The 15,141-nt window shown below is 72.6% G+C and carries 16 protein-coding genes, 2 tRNA genes and 1 pseudogene; 3 read left to right on the top strand and 16 right to left on the bottom strand.

From position 1 onward, the window contains the following. Window positions 1-6 precede the first annotated feature (6 nt). The gene (locus AB0J67_RS15540) at window positions 7-900 is read right to left on the bottom strand and encodes a hypothetical protein (protein WP_363482135.1); all 894 of its coding nucleotides are present in this window, start codon (window positions 898-900) and stop codon (window positions 7-9) included. Window positions 901-997: 97 nt separating this feature from the next. Here AB0J67_RS15540 and AB0J67_RS15545 point away from each other — a divergent pair, with 97 nt between their 5' ends. Then, window positions 998-1,726, top strand: coding sequence for a neutral zinc metallopeptidase (locus AB0J67_RS15545; RefSeq protein ID WP_363482138.1), 729 nt, complete (start codon window positions 998-1,000; stop codon window positions 1,724-1,726). A gap of 105 nt (window positions 1,727-1,831) precedes the next feature. On the opposite strand, the gene AB0J67_RS15550 is transcribed toward AB0J67_RS15545, so the two are convergent. From AB0J67_RS15550 to AB0J67_RS15565, 4 genes are all read right to left on the bottom strand, one after another. Beyond that, window positions 1,832-2,716 (bottom strand): transglutaminase domain-containing protein, encoded by an 885-nt coding sequence (locus AB0J67_RS15550; protein ID WP_363482140.1) that lies wholly within the window; start codon window positions 2,714-2,716, stop codon window positions 1,832-1,834. Continuing rightward, window positions 2,713-3,561 (bottom strand): MerR family transcriptional regulator, encoded by an 849-nt coding sequence (locus tag AB0J67_RS15555; protein ID WP_363482143.1) that lies wholly within the window; start codon window positions 3,559-3,561, stop codon window positions 2,713-2,715. The genes AB0J67_RS15550 and AB0J67_RS15555 overlap by 4 nt, the downstream gene beginning before the upstream one ends. A gap of 107 nt (window positions 3,562-3,668) precedes the next feature. Next, window positions 3,669-4,193 carry a hypothetical protein gene (locus AB0J67_RS15560; protein WP_363482146.1) on the bottom strand — a complete coding sequence of 175 codons (525 nt, stop codon included), beginning with the start codon at window positions 4,191-4,193 and terminating at the stop codon, window positions 3,669-3,671. 132 nt (window positions 4,194-4,325) lie between these two features. Beyond that, the gene (locus tag AB0J67_RS15565; RefSeq protein ID WP_363482149.1) at window positions 4,326-5,027 is read right to left on the bottom strand and encodes a class I SAM-dependent methyltransferase; all 702 of its coding nucleotides are present in this window, start codon (window positions 5,025-5,027) and stop codon (window positions 4,326-4,328) included. 222 nt (window positions 5,028-5,249) lie between these two features. Between AB0J67_RS15565 and AB0J67_RS15570 the strand changes: the two genes are divergently transcribed. Then, complete coding sequence (locus AB0J67_RS15570) at window positions 5,250-5,882, top strand: hypothetical protein (protein ID WP_363482152.1); 633 nt, start codon at window positions 5,250-5,252, stop codon at window positions 5,880-5,882. Window positions 5,883-5,887: 5 nt separating this feature from the next. On the opposite strand, the gene AB0J67_RS15575 is transcribed toward AB0J67_RS15570, so the two are convergent. From AB0J67_RS15575 to AB0J67_RS15595, 5 genes and pseudogenes are all read right to left on the bottom strand, one after another. Next, window positions 5,888-6,667 (bottom strand): class I SAM-dependent methyltransferase, encoded by a 780-nt coding sequence (locus AB0J67_RS15575; protein WP_363482154.1) that lies wholly within the window; start codon window positions 6,665-6,667, stop codon window positions 5,888-5,890. Window positions 6,668-7,276: 609 nt separating this feature from the next. After that, window positions 7,277-7,741: a GNAT family N-acetyltransferase gene (locus AB0J67_RS15580; RefSeq protein WP_363482157.1), complete on the bottom strand. Its 465-nt coding sequence runs from the start codon at window positions 7,739-7,741 to the stop codon at window positions 7,277-7,279. Between the two features lie 320 nt (window positions 7,742-8,061). Then, a pseudogene (locus tag AB0J67_RS15585) lies at window positions 8,062-8,649 on the bottom strand (Clp protease N-terminal domain-containing protein); the annotation flags it as partial. Further along, window positions 8,649-8,885: an HTH domain-containing protein gene (locus tag AB0J67_RS15590; RefSeq protein ID WP_363482160.1), complete on the bottom strand. Its 237-nt coding sequence runs from the start codon at window positions 8,883-8,885 to the stop codon at window positions 8,649-8,651. The pseudogene AB0J67_RS15585 and the gene AB0J67_RS15590, both read right to left, overlap by 1 nt. Before the next feature lie 106 nt (window positions 8,886-8,991). After that, window positions 8,992-9,819, bottom strand: a complete 828-nt coding sequence (locus AB0J67_RS15595) for an alpha/beta hydrolase (RefSeq protein WP_363482163.1) — start codon at window positions 9,817-9,819, stop codon at window positions 8,992-8,994. A gap of 246 nt (window positions 9,820-10,065) precedes the next feature. Between AB0J67_RS15595 and AB0J67_RS15600 the strand changes: the two genes are divergently transcribed. Continuing rightward, on the top strand, window positions 10,066-11,640 hold the full coding sequence (locus AB0J67_RS15600; RefSeq protein ID WP_363482166.1) for a glycosyltransferase family 39 protein: 1,575 nt from the start codon (window positions 10,066-10,068) through the stop codon (window positions 11,638-11,640). A gap of 92 nt (window positions 11,641-11,732) precedes the next feature. Here the strand turns inward: AB0J67_RS15600 and AB0J67_RS15605 are convergent, their stop codons facing one another. The 6 genes from AB0J67_RS15605 to AB0J67_RS15630 form a co-directional block, all read right to left on the bottom strand. Then, window positions 11,733-12,686: a hypothetical protein gene (locus AB0J67_RS15605; protein ID WP_363482169.1), complete on the bottom strand. Its 954-nt coding sequence runs from the start codon at window positions 12,684-12,686 to the stop codon at window positions 11,733-11,735. Further along, window positions 12,683-13,297, bottom strand: coding sequence for a hypothetical protein (locus AB0J67_RS15610; protein WP_363482172.1), 615 nt, complete (start codon window positions 13,295-13,297; stop codon window positions 12,683-12,685). Before AB0J67_RS15610 ends, AB0J67_RS15605 begins: the two co-directional genes overlap by 4 nt. Window positions 13,298-13,354: 57 nt before the next feature. Beyond that, window positions 13,355-13,431: transfer RNA gene (locus AB0J67_RS15615), tRNA-Asp, on the bottom strand. A gap of 24 nt (window positions 13,432-13,455) precedes the next feature. Then, window positions 13,456-13,528, bottom strand: a tRNA-Trp gene (locus AB0J67_RS15620). 269 nt (window positions 13,529-13,797) lie between these two features. Further along, entirely contained in the window at window positions 13,798-14,583 is a 786-nt protein-coding gene (yaaA, locus tag AB0J67_RS15625) for a peroxide stress protein YaaA (protein ID WP_363482174.1), read from the bottom strand. 68 nt (window positions 14,584-14,651) lie between these two features. Next, on the bottom strand, window positions 14,652-15,074 hold the full coding sequence (locus AB0J67_RS15630) for a DUF1801 domain-containing protein (RefSeq protein WP_363482177.1): 423 nt from the start codon (window positions 15,072-15,074) through the stop codon (window positions 14,652-14,654). Between the last annotated feature and the right edge of the window lie 67 nt (window positions 15,075-15,141).

Consider the following 15,141-nt stretch of genomic DNA (forward strand, 5'->3'; position numbering starts at 1 on the left):
ACGAGCCTACGGGCGCACCCGGGCCGGGCGGCGCCGCCCACGGCCCGCCGGCGGCGGAAACAGCCGCCGCAGCGTCGGCGCCACCGCCGCGACCAGCGACGCGTCCGCGCCGTGCCACCGCGACCAGTGCACCACACCCATCGCGACATGGCCGCTGCCGCTGCCCGCCACCGCCGCCACCAGATCCTGCCCGGACAGGTCCGCCAGCAGCCGCCGCACCAGCACACCCTCGCCCCAGAACGCCTCCGCCTCGGCGGGCAGCCGGCCCAGCCACTCCAGCAGCACCCCCGCCCGCGCCACCGGGTCGGGCACGTCGGCGACCAGCAGGGCACGGATCGCGTCGAGCCGCGCACCGTCCAGCTCCGCCGCCTGCTGCCCCGACACCGCACTCAACGGCCCGTGCAGCACCGCGGGCACCCGCCGCGCCGCCAGCACCCGCCGGGCCTCCGCAAGCGCTTTGCCCTCCCGCCCGGCCTGCCGGAACTGCGGCGTGCCCTCCCGCAGGCCCAGCAGCCCGACCAGATCCGCGTGGAACTGCGCCAGCTGCCCCGGCACACCCTGCTCGGCCAGGAACAGATGCAGCGCCGCCGGGTCGGCCACCTCGAGATCGTCGCGAAACCGCGACCGCTCCCACGACAGCGTGCCGTAGCCGTGCACGCTCGCCGCGCCCAGCACCGCCCCACCGGCGTCGCGCAGCACCACCGTCATACCCCCCAGGCAGCGGCAGATGCCGCCGGTGAACGTCCCGGCCGTCATCAGCTCCCGGGCCCGCGCCAGCGCCTGCGGCTGCGACACCTCCGCCAGCAGCTCCCGCCGATCCAGGTCGCCGCCGTCCTCACCGCCGTCGAGCACCTGCACGGCCACCGCCCGCGACCACACCCCGTCCAGCCAATCGATCAACGGAACCCCCGTGGAGAAGCAAGCGGCCGAGCCGCGTCAGATCCTGCCCGGATGTGGGCATCGGATACAACAGAAACAGCCCCCGAAAGGACGAGCGATGCCCGCCCGCCACCGCACCCGCTGGACCGTCGCCCTCACCGCCGCCGCCGTGCTGACCCTCGGCTGCGGCGCCCTGCCCGACCCGGACCTGCCCGACGACAGCACCCCCCAGCCCGACCAGCCCCGGCCCACCGCCACCACCCAGGTCGACGGCACCAAGACCGTCGCGGAGTTCCAGACCGACGCCGAGGACGCCGTAACCCTGGCCGAACGGTACTGGGACGCCGTGTTCGACGCCTCCGGCGTCCCGTTCACCCCCGTCCGCACCGTCACCACCTACCGCGACAGCGGCGAGCTCGCCTGCGGACCCGAACCGATCCCCGCCGACAACGCCGTCTACTGCCCGGCCGGCGACTTCATCGCCTACGACGCCGACTGGGCCGTCACCGCGTTCCGCCGCATCGGCGACGCGTTCGTGTTCTACCTGCTCGGCCACGAGTACGCCCACGCCGTACAGGCCCGGCTCGGCATCGAGCACCGCTACGCCGTCGAACACGAACTGCAGGCCGACTGCATGGCCGGCGCCTACCTCGGCGACAGCGTCCGCCGCGGCGACCTCAGCCTCGCCGACGGCGACCTCGACGAGTTCCGCCGCGGCCTGCTCGCCGTCGGCGACCCCGAGGACCAGCCCTGGTTCGCCCCCGACTCCCACGGCACCGTCCAGCAGCGCACCCGCGCCTTCTTCAACGGCTACGACGGCTCGCTCAAAGCCTGCGACCTCACCTGAACCCGCACGCCGCCACCGCCCGGCACCACACCCCGGTGCTGTCGACAGGCTCGTCGACAGCACCGAACGGCGGCACCGCCGCCCGCCCGAGCCGCAGCTGCCCGGTCAGCCCCGCAGCTCCACCCAGTCCGCCGTGCCCCGCGGCGACAGGCACCGCACCCGGCCCGACGGCCGCAGCCGAGGATCGGCCGCATACCAGGCCGACAGCTCACGCTCCGCCGACTCGTCACCGGCGTCCGCCGCCAGCAGCATCGCCGCCACGTCATCGGCCAGCGCCAGATCCGCACCGGCCAGATCCTGCGCCATCGCACCCCAGCCGTCCCACAGCAGCAGCTCGTCACCCTGCCGGTGCGCCAGCTCCTGCAGCACGTAGTCGTACACCAGCCACCCGCCGGCAAGCTGCGGCAGCGACGGATCCACGCCGTAGCGGCCCACGTCCACCGCACCGCCGCGGTACGCCGACCACACCTGCGCCGCCGACGCGAACAACGCCCCCGGCGCCGCCGCCGCCCACGGGATGTCGGCCGTGTCGAACCCCCAGTCCAGCGCCGGATCCAGCTGCGCGTCCAGCCACACCCACCGGTCGCCGTCCCGGTACTCCACCACCACATGGTCGCAGTGAAACCCCGGCACCAGATACGACGCGAACCCGACCCGGCTGCGCGCCGCCACCCCCCGCTGCCGCAACGCCGCCACCGTCAGCAGCGTGAAATCCCGGCAGCACCCCACCACCCGCTGCTCCACCGGCCGCGGCACCGCCAACGGCACCGGAAACCGCCCCTGATCGGCCCCCAGGATCCGGTCCACCCACCGGTTGTCGATCTCCGCCAGGCGCTCGCCGGTGAACACGATCCCCGCCGCCCGATAGTGCACCAGCACGTTGCGCACCACCGCCGACAGCTCCCGCACCCCACCGGGCAGCGCATCCAGCAGCGGCGCGAAGCTTCCCGGATCGCTGTAGGGGGAGTGGCGCGACCAGTCCCGGCTCATCGCACACCACCCGACACCGGCACCGCCACCTCGGCGTACGGGTCGTCCCCGGCGATCGCGTCCCAGTCGGCCAGGTACACCTCCCGCCCCGCACCGGCCGTCACCAGACCCGACCGGCGCGCGAACCCGTCCACCGCCGCGTACGCCGACATGATCCGCGGATAGAAGCAGTCGTCCCGCAGCACCGTGCAGAACACCTGCGTGTGCGCCGGCTCCAGCCGCACCACGATGTCCCCGGCCGGCTCCACCGCCCCCGTGAACGGCACGCACACCTCCACCGGCGCCGCACTGTCCGGCGTCACCATGCCGTGGTACAGCACCCACAGCCGCCCACCCGGCCCGGCACCCGAGTCCGCCAGATGCCGCCGCAGCACGTCCTCACCCGTCCGGATCGCCGCCACCAGCCCCTGCTGATCGACCTCGTAGCGCACCGACACCACCTTCGCCCCGGGCACCGGGCGCACCGACACCTCGTACGCCGCCCGCGGCAACGCCGTACGCAGCAGCTCCGCCCGCACATGGGCGTAGGTCTCCCGCCGCGCCCGCAGCGCCGCCTCCTGCACCGCCCACCACCGCGCCAGCCGCAACGCCGCGTCCTCGTCGGACAGCTCCAGCAGCTCGCCGATCACCGACAGCGGCACCTCCAGCTGCCGCAGCACGCTGATCCGCCGCGCCCGCGCCAGCTGCTCCGGCACGTACAGCCGGTAGCCGTTGCCCGGATCCACCTCCGCCGGCGGCAGCAGACCCGAGACGTCGTACAACCGCAGAGCCTTGAGCGACAGGCCGGAACGCCGGCCGAACTCGCTGATCGTCAGCGCCGAGCGGCGCGTGTCTTGCGATGCCATGCCGCCAGTCTGGGGCCCGCCCCAGGGGCAGGGTAAAGACCCCGCTGCCGAAACGGTGAGGGTGGGCCGCGCGACCGCGCGACCCACCCTCACCATCACCGGAACCACTACGGCGCCGGGGTCTCCTCCGCGGTGACCGCCACCGCGGTCGGCTCACCGACCACGTTGCCGTCCGCGTCCAGATTCACCGTGTACTCCACGGTCAGCCGGTTGCCCCAGCACGCCTCAGCCGGGTCGCCCGGCGGCACCGGGCCCGCCGGCACCAGGTTGTACTCCCCGGTGAACTGCAGCGTCGCGGCCGCAGGGAGCCGGAAGTGCGCCGCGCCCCGCGCCTCGCACGACACCCCGGTGCCCGTGCCGACCACGTCCTCCAGGCGGGTGTGGATGATCCGCAGCGCATCCGGCGTGGTCGCCGGCCGCGGCTGCACGGACACCCGGACCTGCCCGGCGAACGTCAGCGTGCCCAGCTCGGCGAACGTCGCCTCACCGGTCAGCGGCACCTCGAACCGGGTCTGCGGCCCGGTGACAGGCGGATCCTCCGGCTTCGGCGCGGCCGAGGCCGACCCCGCGAACACCGCGGCCGCGACGGTGGCCGCAGCGGCGGCCCATCGAGCGATCCTGGATACGGACATGAGACAACCCCCGTTGGTTGTGACCACGGAATACCCGCAGTACCCGGTCAACTTCCCGACGAGCGGTGACACTATCGCTACAGAATGTGAGCGCCTACGGTTCCGGCCGCGTGTCGGCCCGCAAATGCCACCTCACACCTTCTCCCACACCGACACATGCTTGCCGCTCTCATCACCGAACGGCGACCGATCCCAATCCGCCCACCGCTCCCGCAGCCGCAACCCCGCGATCCGGGCCATCAGATCCAGCTCCGCCGGCCACACATACCGGAACGGAATCGACCGATACGACCCCCGCCCGTCCACGACCTCCACATAGTTCGAACTCATCGCCTGCGTCGACACCTCGTACAGGTCGAACGCCCACCGCGTCGGCGTCACCCGGAACGGCACCGCACGCTGCCCCGGCGGCAGCTGCCGCAACTCCGGCACCATCACCTCCACCACGAACACGCCACCGGGGGACAGGTGCGCCGCAGCATTACCGAAGCACTCCACCTGCGCATCCTGCGTGGTCAAATTCATGATCGTGTTGAAGACCAGATACACCACCGAGAACACGCCGTCCACCCGCGTCGAGGCGATGTCGCCGATCGTGACACCGATCGCGTCACCACCCGGCTTGGCCCGCAACCGCGCCACCATCGCCCGCGACATGTCGATCCCGTGCACCTCGACACCCCGCCCGGCCAGCGGCAACGCCACCCGCCCCGTCCCGACCGCGAACTCCAGCGCCCGCCCGCCACCAGCCAGACCCGCCAGCACGTCCACCGTCGCACCGACCACGTCCGCCCGGAACATCTCCGCCGTCGCATCGTCGTACCCGGCCGCCACCGGCTCCCCGAAGAACCCGTCCCCGTCGAACCCCACATCACTCATCGGCGGACCGTACCGCCCACCACCACCACGACGCCCCCGAATATCCGCGCCCACCCCAGCCGACCGCCCCCGCCCGCACCGATACGCCGTCGCTGAACCACCGTGGAGACTTCTACGCGACATCACCGGGCCGACACCGCAAAACCCTCAACCGGTGCCAGCCCCGTACGCTGAAGAATGCGCTCGTCACGCCCCCGCCCGCTGCACGTCTACTGGATCGGCGGCGCCAGCGGCGCAGGCAAATCCACCATCGCCCGACAGCTCGCCACCCGCCACGGCCTGCGCCTCTACGCCACCGACGACGTCATGCCCGACCACGCCGCCCGCAGCACCCCCGCCGACAGCCCACTGCTCACCGCGTTCGCCGGCATGGACATGGACGAACGCTGGCTGCACCGGACACCGCAGACCATGCTCGACACCTTCCACTGGTTCCACGGCGAAGGCTTCCACCACGTCACCGCCGACCTCGCCGCCCTACCGGCCCCGCCGCCCGTGCTCGCCGAAGGCTTCCGCCTGCTCCCACACCTGGTCGCCCCACTGCTCGCGGCACCCGAGCACGCCGTGTGGCTGCTGCCCACCCCGCAGTTCCGGCGAGCCGCCTTCGACCACCGCGGCTCCACCTGGAAGATCGCCAGACAGACCAGCGACCCGGAACGGGCCCTGGACAACCTGATGGAGCGCGAACGGATGTTCACCGACCGACTGCGCGGGGAATTGGCCCGCCTCGGCCTGCACGCCATCGAGGTCGACGGCCACCTGTCCGAAGACGAACTGGCCGACCACGTCGCCGACGTGTTCGGACTCTGAACCCGCTACCGCCGCCGGACGCGCAGCACGCAGGTCAGCATCGGCAGCGTGAACTCGCCCTCCGCGGTCTCCGGCCGGCCCGCCAGGAAGGCGCGGATCCGGCCGAGCGCGGCCTCGCGCTCCCGCTCCGCCATGACCAGCATCCCCGCCCTGGTCGCGAGCGTCGCGACCAGGGAGTCGGCGGTACGCCGCTGCCCGTGCGGGAACCAGGCCTGCTCCGGTGAGCCGAACCGGGCGGGCGCGCCGGTCTTCGGAAGGTGCATGTCCGCCGTCTCGGCACGCCAGCTCGCGGGTGTGTCGCGAGGGCCGACGGCCGCGCTGCCGCTGACCCGCGCCAGGCCGGCGACCCAGTCGACGCTGTCGTCCAGGACGTTCCACAGGCCGGCCAGGATGCCGCCCGGCGAAAGCACCCGGGCGATCTCGGGTCCCGCGACGGCCATGTCGAACCAGTGCATGGCGTTGCCGGCCAGCACGGCATCGACGGACCCGTCCGGCAGCGGGATCGCCTCCGCGCTGCCCGCCAGCGCACGAACCTCCGGCTGGGCACGGCGCAGCTCGGTCAGCATCGCCGGGTCGGGCTCGACCGCGGTGACGTCGGCGCCGACCGCGACCAGCGTGGCGGTGAGCTTGCCGGTCCCCGCGCCCAGGTCGAGCACCCGCGGGCCGGGCGCGGGCTCGAGTGCCCACCGTGCCGCGGCGTGGGCGTAGTCCGGGCGGTGCGCGGCGTACGCAGTCGCCGCGGCGCCGAACGACGAGGAGTGCCGGAGTCGCTCATCCTGATCCACGCGGCCACCCTAATCCAGTCTTGATCTCGGCGGGGGACAGCGCTCGGCGCAGGCACCGGGTCACGCCGTCGTCATGTCTTCGCGAACAACCGCCCGGCACCGTCGCGACGGGAACAGAACGCCGTGCATCCGTGACGGCTCACGAGATACGGCCGGGCCGTCCGAGCCCCGACGCGAGAACGTCCGCTGCCTTCCCACGCTCAGCCGAGCCCTGATCTGATTACAGGATTGCCATTATCGGTAATCTAATAATTGGAAAACAGCTTCAGGACGAGAGTTCGGCTCATAATCGCGATACAACATAATGACTGTTATGTTGTGTGACCGAAATTCCGGTGAACCTGTGCGCCGAACGCGTCTGAACGCGCTCCGAAGCCGACATCGGTGATCGGATCGCGGAACGGAGTCACCGACGCGCTTGCCGGGAGCGCGCTACGGCGCCGGACCGCACGGTCCAAAGCCGCCACTGCGGCGTCGGTCCGCCGTTAATGTGGATCTTGTTGCCCGGCGCTCACGAAGCGCTGGATCCAGCCGTCAGCCACCCTTGAACAAGCCTCTGACCTGCGAAAACAGCCTGAAAGCGCCGTAGCGGCCGCAGGGGCTCCCAGCCTAGGTCAGACCCACCGTCATGTCAGGATCCGAGGTCGCCGAGCCGGACTTTCGGGGTATGCCGGCAGTAGGCAGCGCGATGAGCCCGGCGCCGGTGGCACGGAAGCCGCACGCGTCGACGTAGAAGTCGCGCAGGTGCTCCTCGAAGTCGACGTGCAGCCACTCGCACCCGGCGGCCGACGCCCGGCGCACCGCCTCGTCGACGAGCCCGGTGCCGACGCCGAGCCGGCGCGCGTCCGCCGCGACGACGGTGTCCAGGATGAACGCGTGCCCGGAGCCGTCCCACGCGACGTTGACGAAGCCGACCAGGCGCCCGCCGTCACGCGCGCACACCCAACCGAGGCTGTGCCGGCTGACCTGCGCCCACCAGTCGTACCCGGACGGCTCGTACCCGAAGCCCGCGGCGTGCAGCGCGCCGACCTCGTGGTTGTCGAACGGCTCACGCCAGTCGTAGCTGATGGTCATAGGGCGGCACAGTAGGCGGTCGCGCCCTGGTGAGCGACCGATTTGGCCGCACCGACCCCTGCGCATAGCCTCTGACCTGCTAAAACGTCCTGAGATCCACGTAGGCGCGTCGTGAGGCTTGGGTGCATATCCGACTAACCACAGATATTGGACGTTTGCGCGGTCGGGACGAAGGGCGGGCCGTCGTGCTCTCCCCCACCCTTAGACGATCTTGTGCTCGGCGATGTGTTGTGGGCCCGCCTGGGCCGCGTGTGCACGACGGTGCCGTGGGCCGGGGTGCTCCCCCGGCCCATGGGTGGTCGTCAGGCTTTGGCGTCGGTGGCGATGGCCTGTTCGGTGCGGGTACGCAGATCGGCGAGGTCGATGCCGTTGTCGGTGAGGATGCGGGCGGCGAGGCCTTTGCCCTCCCGGATGAGGCCGAGCAGGATGTGCTCGCTGCCGATGTAGCGGTGTTTGAGGCGCAGTGCTTCGCGCAGGGACAGTTCGAGGACGACCTTGGCGCGCGGGGTGAACGGCATGTGGCCGGTGCCGGCGGGTTTGGCGCGGCGGCGGAACAGGCCGCGCCGGGCGGGTGGCTGTGGTGGGGTGAGGGCGCCGGGGCCGAAGTTCTCCTCGAGTTTGGTGCGTACGGCGTCGAGGTCGATGCCGATGGCTTCGAGGGCGGCGGCGTCGGCGGCGCCGAGTGGTTCGGTGGCGTCGGCGAGGCCGGTGATGAAGGCGGCTACCCGTTCGTGGCTGAGGCCGGCGGTGGTGAGCAGGTCGTAGGGGATGCCGGAGCCGGGGCGCAGCAGGGCGAGCAGGAGGTGTTCGGTGCCGATGTGGTTCTGGCCGCAGCGGCCGCAGAGCCGGGCCTCGGTCTGGGCGCCTTTGACGACGGCGCGGGCGGCGTCGGTGAATCGTTCGAACATCACTTCTCCCGTCGGTCCGGTTCGGGCCAGCGGCCGGCGTGTTTCTTGTGTACGGCCTGGCGGCTGACTTCGAGGGCGTCGGCGATCTCCTGCCAGGACCAGCCGGCTCTGCGGGCGTTGCCGACCTGCAGCACTTCGAGGGTTTCGAGGAGTCTGCGCAGGGCGAGCACGGCGCGTAGGCCGACGCCGGGGTCGGTGCTGCCGGCCGCGGCGGCGAGTTTTGTCGCGTCGCTCATGGTGTCAATGTAGGTTGACAGGACGGTGCTTGTCAACTCGGGTTGACAGACCCGGCCGCGGCACCTGGGCGGTGCCGCGGCCGGCGGGAGGAACGAACGGGGCCGATCAGCCCTTGAGGAAGGCGAGCAGGTCGGCGTTGAACTCGTCCTGGTGCGTGGCGGTCAGGCCGTGCGGCGCTCCGGGGTACACCTTGAGGGTGCTGCCCTTGATGAGCTTGGACGACTTGTTGGCCGCGGCCACGATGGGCACGATCTGGTCGTCGTCGCCGTGGATGATCAGCGTGGGTACGTCGATCTTCTTGCAGTCCTCGGTCTGGTCGGTCTCGGAGAACGCCTTGATGCAGTCGTAGGCGCCCTTGAACCCGACGGTCATGCCCATGAGCCAGAAGGCGTCGCGCAGGCCCTGGCTGACGTTGGAGCCGTCGCGGTTGGCGCCGTAGAAGGGTGCGCTGAGGTCCTTCCAGAATTGTGAGCGGTCGCGTTCGACGCTCTCGCGCAGGCCGTCGAACACGCTGCGGGGCAGGCCCTCGGGGTTGGCGTCGGTCTGCAGCATCAGCGGCGGGATGGCGCCGACCAGGATGGCCTTGGCGACGCGGTCGGTGCCGTGGCGGGCCATGTAGCGGGTGATCTCGCCACCGCCGGTGGAGTGGCCGACCAGGACCACGTCGCGTAGGTCGAGCTTCTCGATGACGGCGGCGAGGTCGTCGGCGTAGGTGTTGAGGTCGTTGCCCTCCCACGGCTGGCTGGAGCGCCCGTGGCCGCGCCGGTCGTGGGCCACCGCGCGGAAGCCGTTGGACACGACGTACCACATCTGGTCGTCCCAGGCGTCGGCGGTCAGGGGCCAGCCGTGGCTGAACACGACGGGCTGTCCGCTGCCCCAGTCCTTGTAGAAGATCTCGGTGCCGTCCTTGGTGGTGACTCTGCCGGTGCTCACGGGTGGCTACCTCCGCACTCCAGGGTGGTTGTCGTCGGCGGGCGGCACGCGTGCGCTCCGGTGCGGCAACGGCGCGCCGACTTGCCGAAAGTAGCACCGCGAGCACTTTCCGTAATCGGATTTGCCTGCCCGGCGGAGGTTCGGCCCGGTGTCCGTGTTATGTGGCTTTATAGACGCTATGTGGTGTTAACGTCCTCGAGGCCCGTGCTGAGGGCCGCCTGCCGCCGATCCCCGGGATGTATGACGATGACGCCTGACCAGGTCACCTGCCGGTGCCGTGGCAACATACGCGACGCCGTGCTGTGGTGCGTCGTCGCCGCGGCCGTGGTGGGGTCCTTCGCCTTCCGGCTGGCCACCAACCGCAGCCAGGTCCTCGACTACGACGACGGCGTGTACTGGCAGACCGCGCTGGCCATCGCCGCCGGCGGGCAGCCGTACACGGAGGTCTTCCACGCCCAGCCGCCGTTGTTCCCGTGGCTGGTGGCGCAGCCGTTCGCGCTGTGGGGCGACAGCGGCGAGCCGGCCGCACGGTTCCTGATGGTCGGGTTCACCGCCCTGCTGGCGGCTACCGCCGCGGCGATGGCCGCCGTGCTGCGCGGGGCCCGCGCGGGGATGCTCGCCGCGCTCGCCGTCGCCGTGTTCCCGCTGGTGCAGCGCTACAGCTTCCAGTTCGGCGCGGACCTGCCCGCGGCCGCGCTCGGCGGGGTGGCCGTGTGCCTGGCGCTGCGTGCCCGCACCGCCGCCCGCGGCAGGGGCTGGTGGTGGGCCGCGTCCGGCGCCGCGCTGTGCCTGGCCGCGCTGGTCAAGCTCATCGCGGTCGTGGTCGTGCCGTCGGTCGCCCTGGCCCTGCTGACGACCGCCGCGCTGGCCGGGCCCGCCCGCCGGTTCGCGTGGCTGCGCCGCACCGCCGCCGCGGCCGGCTGGTTCCTGGCCGGGTTCGCCGCCGCCGCCGGGGCCGCGGTCGCCGTGCTGCGGCCCGGCCGCGCCGCCTGGGACCAGGTGTTCGCGCTGCACCTGCGGGCCACCGACACCGCCGGCGGCACGCCCGACGTCATCAAGATGATCGACAACACGGGCGACTGGGGCCTGCCGTACTTCACCGCCGCGGCGGTCGGTGCCGTGCTCGCCATCGCCCTGCCCGGTCGCGCGGGCGGGCGGCCCGACGCCATCGCGATCACGCTGTGGGCGCTGGCCGTGGTGCCGTTCGGCTACCTGCACCACCCCACGTTCAAGCACCACGTGCTGCTGTTCATCGCGCCCGCCGGGGCGCTGATCGTGCTGGGCGCCGCGGCGCTGTGGGCCGCGGTCCGCCTCGCCGTGCGCCGGGTCACCGGCGAGCGCCGCCGCTGGGCCGGTGCGCTGCTGGTGCTGCCGGCGGTCGCCGCGGCGCTGTGGCACACCGCGGGGACCACGGTGGCCCCCGAGCTCAAGGACACCGCGGTCGAGGCGTGCCTGCGCACGCTGCCGCGCGACATCGTGCTGGTCGCCGACGACCAGGCCATGCTGGCGCGGGCGGGGCTGCGTACGCCGCCGTGGCTGGTCGACACGTCGCACGTGCGGATCGACTCCGGCTGGCTCACCGACGGCGAGATCGTCGCCGCGGCCACGGTCGCCGACGGCGTGATGTTCGCCCGGCCGCGCCGCATCGGCAAGCACCCCGAGGTGCGGGCCTGGGCCAAGGAGCACTTCACGGTCCGGTACACCGCCGACCGGTACGAGCTCTACCTGCGTACCACCGCGCCCCTGGCGGGGTGTGTCGGCACCGTCAAGCAGGACGGCAAGACCGTGGTCAGCCCGCCGGTCACCACCGCGCTGGGCTGACCCGCGGGAGCGCAGGAGACCGAAAAGCTCCGCCCACGCCGTGTACAGGGCGTGGGCGGAGCTGTCACCACGGTCGGCGACCGGCCGGGCTGCTACCGGTCCAGCAGCTGCTCGTGGAAGTCGCGGTAACGCTGCACCGCCTGGCGCAGCCGCTCGGTGTCCGTGCCGGCGCCGTTGAAGGCCTCGTCGAGCTCGGCGCGGCGGGCGGCCACGCTCTGCTGCAGCTGCTCGACGGTCTCGGCGACGATGTCGCGCATCTCCGCCGCGACCGCGGCCGGGTCGTCCACGAATCGCAGCTGCGCGGCCTGCCACCGCTCCCGCAGCCCGTCGGCGGCGCCCGCCGACCACAGCGACGCGGCCGCCACCACCTCGTCCACGTCCGCCGTGCCGGTCACCGGCTGCTCCACCGCGTCCGGGCCGCCCACGACCTCGTCGGTCGGGGTCGGGTCCGGGACCTGGTCCGTGCCGGCGGGCGTGGCCTCGTCGACGATGTCCCCCGCCGTGCCGTCGGCCGGCTCGACCTCGGCGAGGTCGTCGGGGGTGCGGGTCTGCTCGCCGTCGGCGTCGGCGGGCTCGTCGCCGATGTGGGCCTCCGGATGCACCGGGTCGTCGGTCGCCTCGGCCTCGACCGGGACACCGTCGTCGTCGACCGGGTTGGCGACGCTGTGGCCGCCGCGCGTGGTGCCGTCGAAGCCGTCCAGGTCCACCGGCTCCACGTCGTCGTCGGACCGGTCGCGGTCCACGTCGTCGGCCTGCTCGGCCGTCAGGTCGGGGGCCTCGGGGTCGTCGTCGCGGACGCCGTCCTGGTCGTGCCGGTGCTCCGGCTCGGTCGTCGCGTCGACGACCTCACCGTCGACGACGTCACGGTCGTCGGCGGCGCCATCGAAGCGGTCGCCGTCCACGGCGTCACGGTCGTCGGCCCGGTCCTGCGCCACGCCGTCGAAGCGCTCGTCCGCGGCGTCGCGGTCCTGCGGCATGCCGTCGAAGCGCTCGTGCCGGTCGGTCTCGTCGGTGAGGTCGAAACGGTGCCTGGTGTCGTGCGTCATGCGTTGACCTCCTGGTCCTGGCGGGCGGTCTGGTTCTGGCGGGCGGTGTCGGTGGTGGGGGTGGTGGCGTCGGCGGGCACGGGCTCCTCGCCCAGCAGCTCGGCGACCAGCTCGCGGTAGCGGACCACCGCCACGCGCAGCTCCTCGGTGCTCGCCTCACCGTTGCGGTTCTTCGCGGCGATGTCCTGCGCCTCGCGGTAGGCCTGCAGCGTCGCCGCGTGGTCGACCGACAGCTGCGCCAGCTGCTCGTCGCTGTCGCCGGTCGGGTAACCGCGCGCGGCGATCAGCTCGGTCACCAGCTCGTCGGCCTCCCCGACGGCGTCGGCCGGGGCGTCGATGAAGTGCGACTGCAGCGCATGCCAGCGCACCACGAACCGGGCGTGGTCCTGCGGGGAGAGCTCCTTGAGCTCCAGCTCGCTGTGCCGGCGCTCCCGCTCGCGCAGCTCCCGCTCGGCCTCGCCGCGCGAGTCGTACTCGGCGACCGCCCGGTCGTACTCGGGGCCGAAACGGCTGCGCAGCTGGCGGCGGCGCATGGCCTGCATCGCCACGAACGCGCCCACGAGCACCGCCACGACGACTATCGCCAGGATGATGATCTGTCCGGTGTCCATCGGGTACCTCCTTCGAGCAGGCAGATACCCCGTCTGCGGGCCGTAAACCCTGGATTGTGGCGCCGGTGACGGGACTCGAACCCGCGGCCCTCCGCTCGACAGGCGGATGCTCTGCACCGCTGAGCTACACCGGCATCGTGTGTCGGATGGTGGATCAGCACGGGCGGCAGGATTCGAACCCGCAACCGCCGGATTTGGAGGCCGGTGCTCTGACCGTTGAGCTACACCCGCGTGCTGTGCAAAAAAGGACGCCGCCTGCCCCGACGGTGCGGGGCGGACGGCGTGGGCCGTGCGCGCGGCGCTCAGCGGCGCCGGTCACCCCGGGTCGGCGGATCGGTGTCGCGGCCGGCGGGCCGGCAGCCGGCCACGGCACGCGACGCGGACCATCGCGTATCACCGCTGTGCCACATGGCGCTGCTCCCCTGGATCGTCGTCCCGCTGACCGGCAAACCGTACGCGCACGGCCGCGGCCGCCACAAAGGATTTTCCGCCGCCGCGAGCTACAGCTCGGTGACGATGACGTCGAGCTGCCAGGTGCGTCCGGCGCGGGCCGGGGCCTGCTCCTCGACGGTGTACTTCAGGTCGCGCAGCGCGGTCGCGAGCTCGGCTGGGTCGCGGGGCGTGCCGCCGTCGGCGAGCAGGTCGCGGACCAGGCGGCCCTTGGTGGCCTTGTTGAAGTGGCTGACCACGGTGCGGGCGCCGTTGCGTTCGTGCAGCACCCGCACGGTCGCGGTCCGGGCGGCGAGCTCGCCGCGCGGTGACCAGGCGGGGGTGTACATCGACGAGCGCAGGTCCAGCACCAGGTCCTTGCCGGCGGCGTCGGGCAGGGCGGCGGCCATGGCGTCGCGCCAGTGGGTGGACAGCAGGCCCACGCCGGGCAGCCGCACGCCCATGGCGCAGCGGTACGGCGGGACGCGGTCGTCGATGCGCAGCGCTCCCCACAGGCCGGAGAACACCAGCAGCGAGCGGCGGGCCCGGGTGCGGGCCGGGGCGGGCAGGTCGGCAAGGCCGAGCGCGTCGTAGAGGACACCGGTGTAGAGCTTCGCCGCGGGCAGCGCGGGCGCGGTGCGTAGCGCCGCGTTGCGGGCCGTCTCCCCGGCCAGGCCGGGGCTGAGGCCGAGCACCTGCGCGGCCTGGGCGGGGTCGCCCGTGCACAGCTCGACCAGCGCGTCGAGGGCCTGCTCGCGGGCGGTGCGCAGCGCGGGCAGGGACAGGGCGTCCAGGTCGAGCGGTTTGCCGGAGCCGGACGCGGCCTTGCCCTCCGACGGCGGCAGCAGGATCAGCACCGCAACACCATAGGCGACCTGCGCCGACCGGCCGCGGTCGGCACGCTGCGCGGTGGGCCGGGCCGCGGTCAGGTGGTGATCGTCTTGCCGTGGGTCTGGGTGAACGAGTCGGCGATCAGCTCGCGCAGCGCCGCGGTGTCGAGGTCGGCGAGCTTCTTGATGTAGAGGCAGGCCTTGCTGGTGGTGACCGGGCCGAGCCGGGCCGGCAGGTCGGCCTGGTCGGCGAAGCCCTCGGCGAGGTAGACGACGAGGTTCTGCTTGCGGGGGGAGAACGCGACCGCGGGCCAGTCGCCCTGCCTGCCGGACGCGTAGTGGTAGCGGTAATGGCCGAACCCGACGATCGCGGTGCCCCACATCACCGGCGGCTGCCCGGTGACCTGCTCCATCAGCTCGCACAGTGCCTGGGCTTCGGTGCGGCGGCGCGCGTCGGCGACACCGGCGAGGAACTCCTCGACGCTCGCGTCGGTCCTGGTCGTCTTCGGTTCGGCCATGCGGACAGAGTATGCCGCCCGTATGACGGCCGCCGGGGACAGCGCGGGGGTGACGGCGCGAAGTACG

Origin of the sequence: Catellatospora sp. NPDC049609 (genome assembly GCF_040675365.1) — a bacterium.
Taxonomy (GTDB): Bacteria; Actinomycetota; Actinomycetes; order Mycobacteriales; family Micromonosporaceae; genus Catellatospora.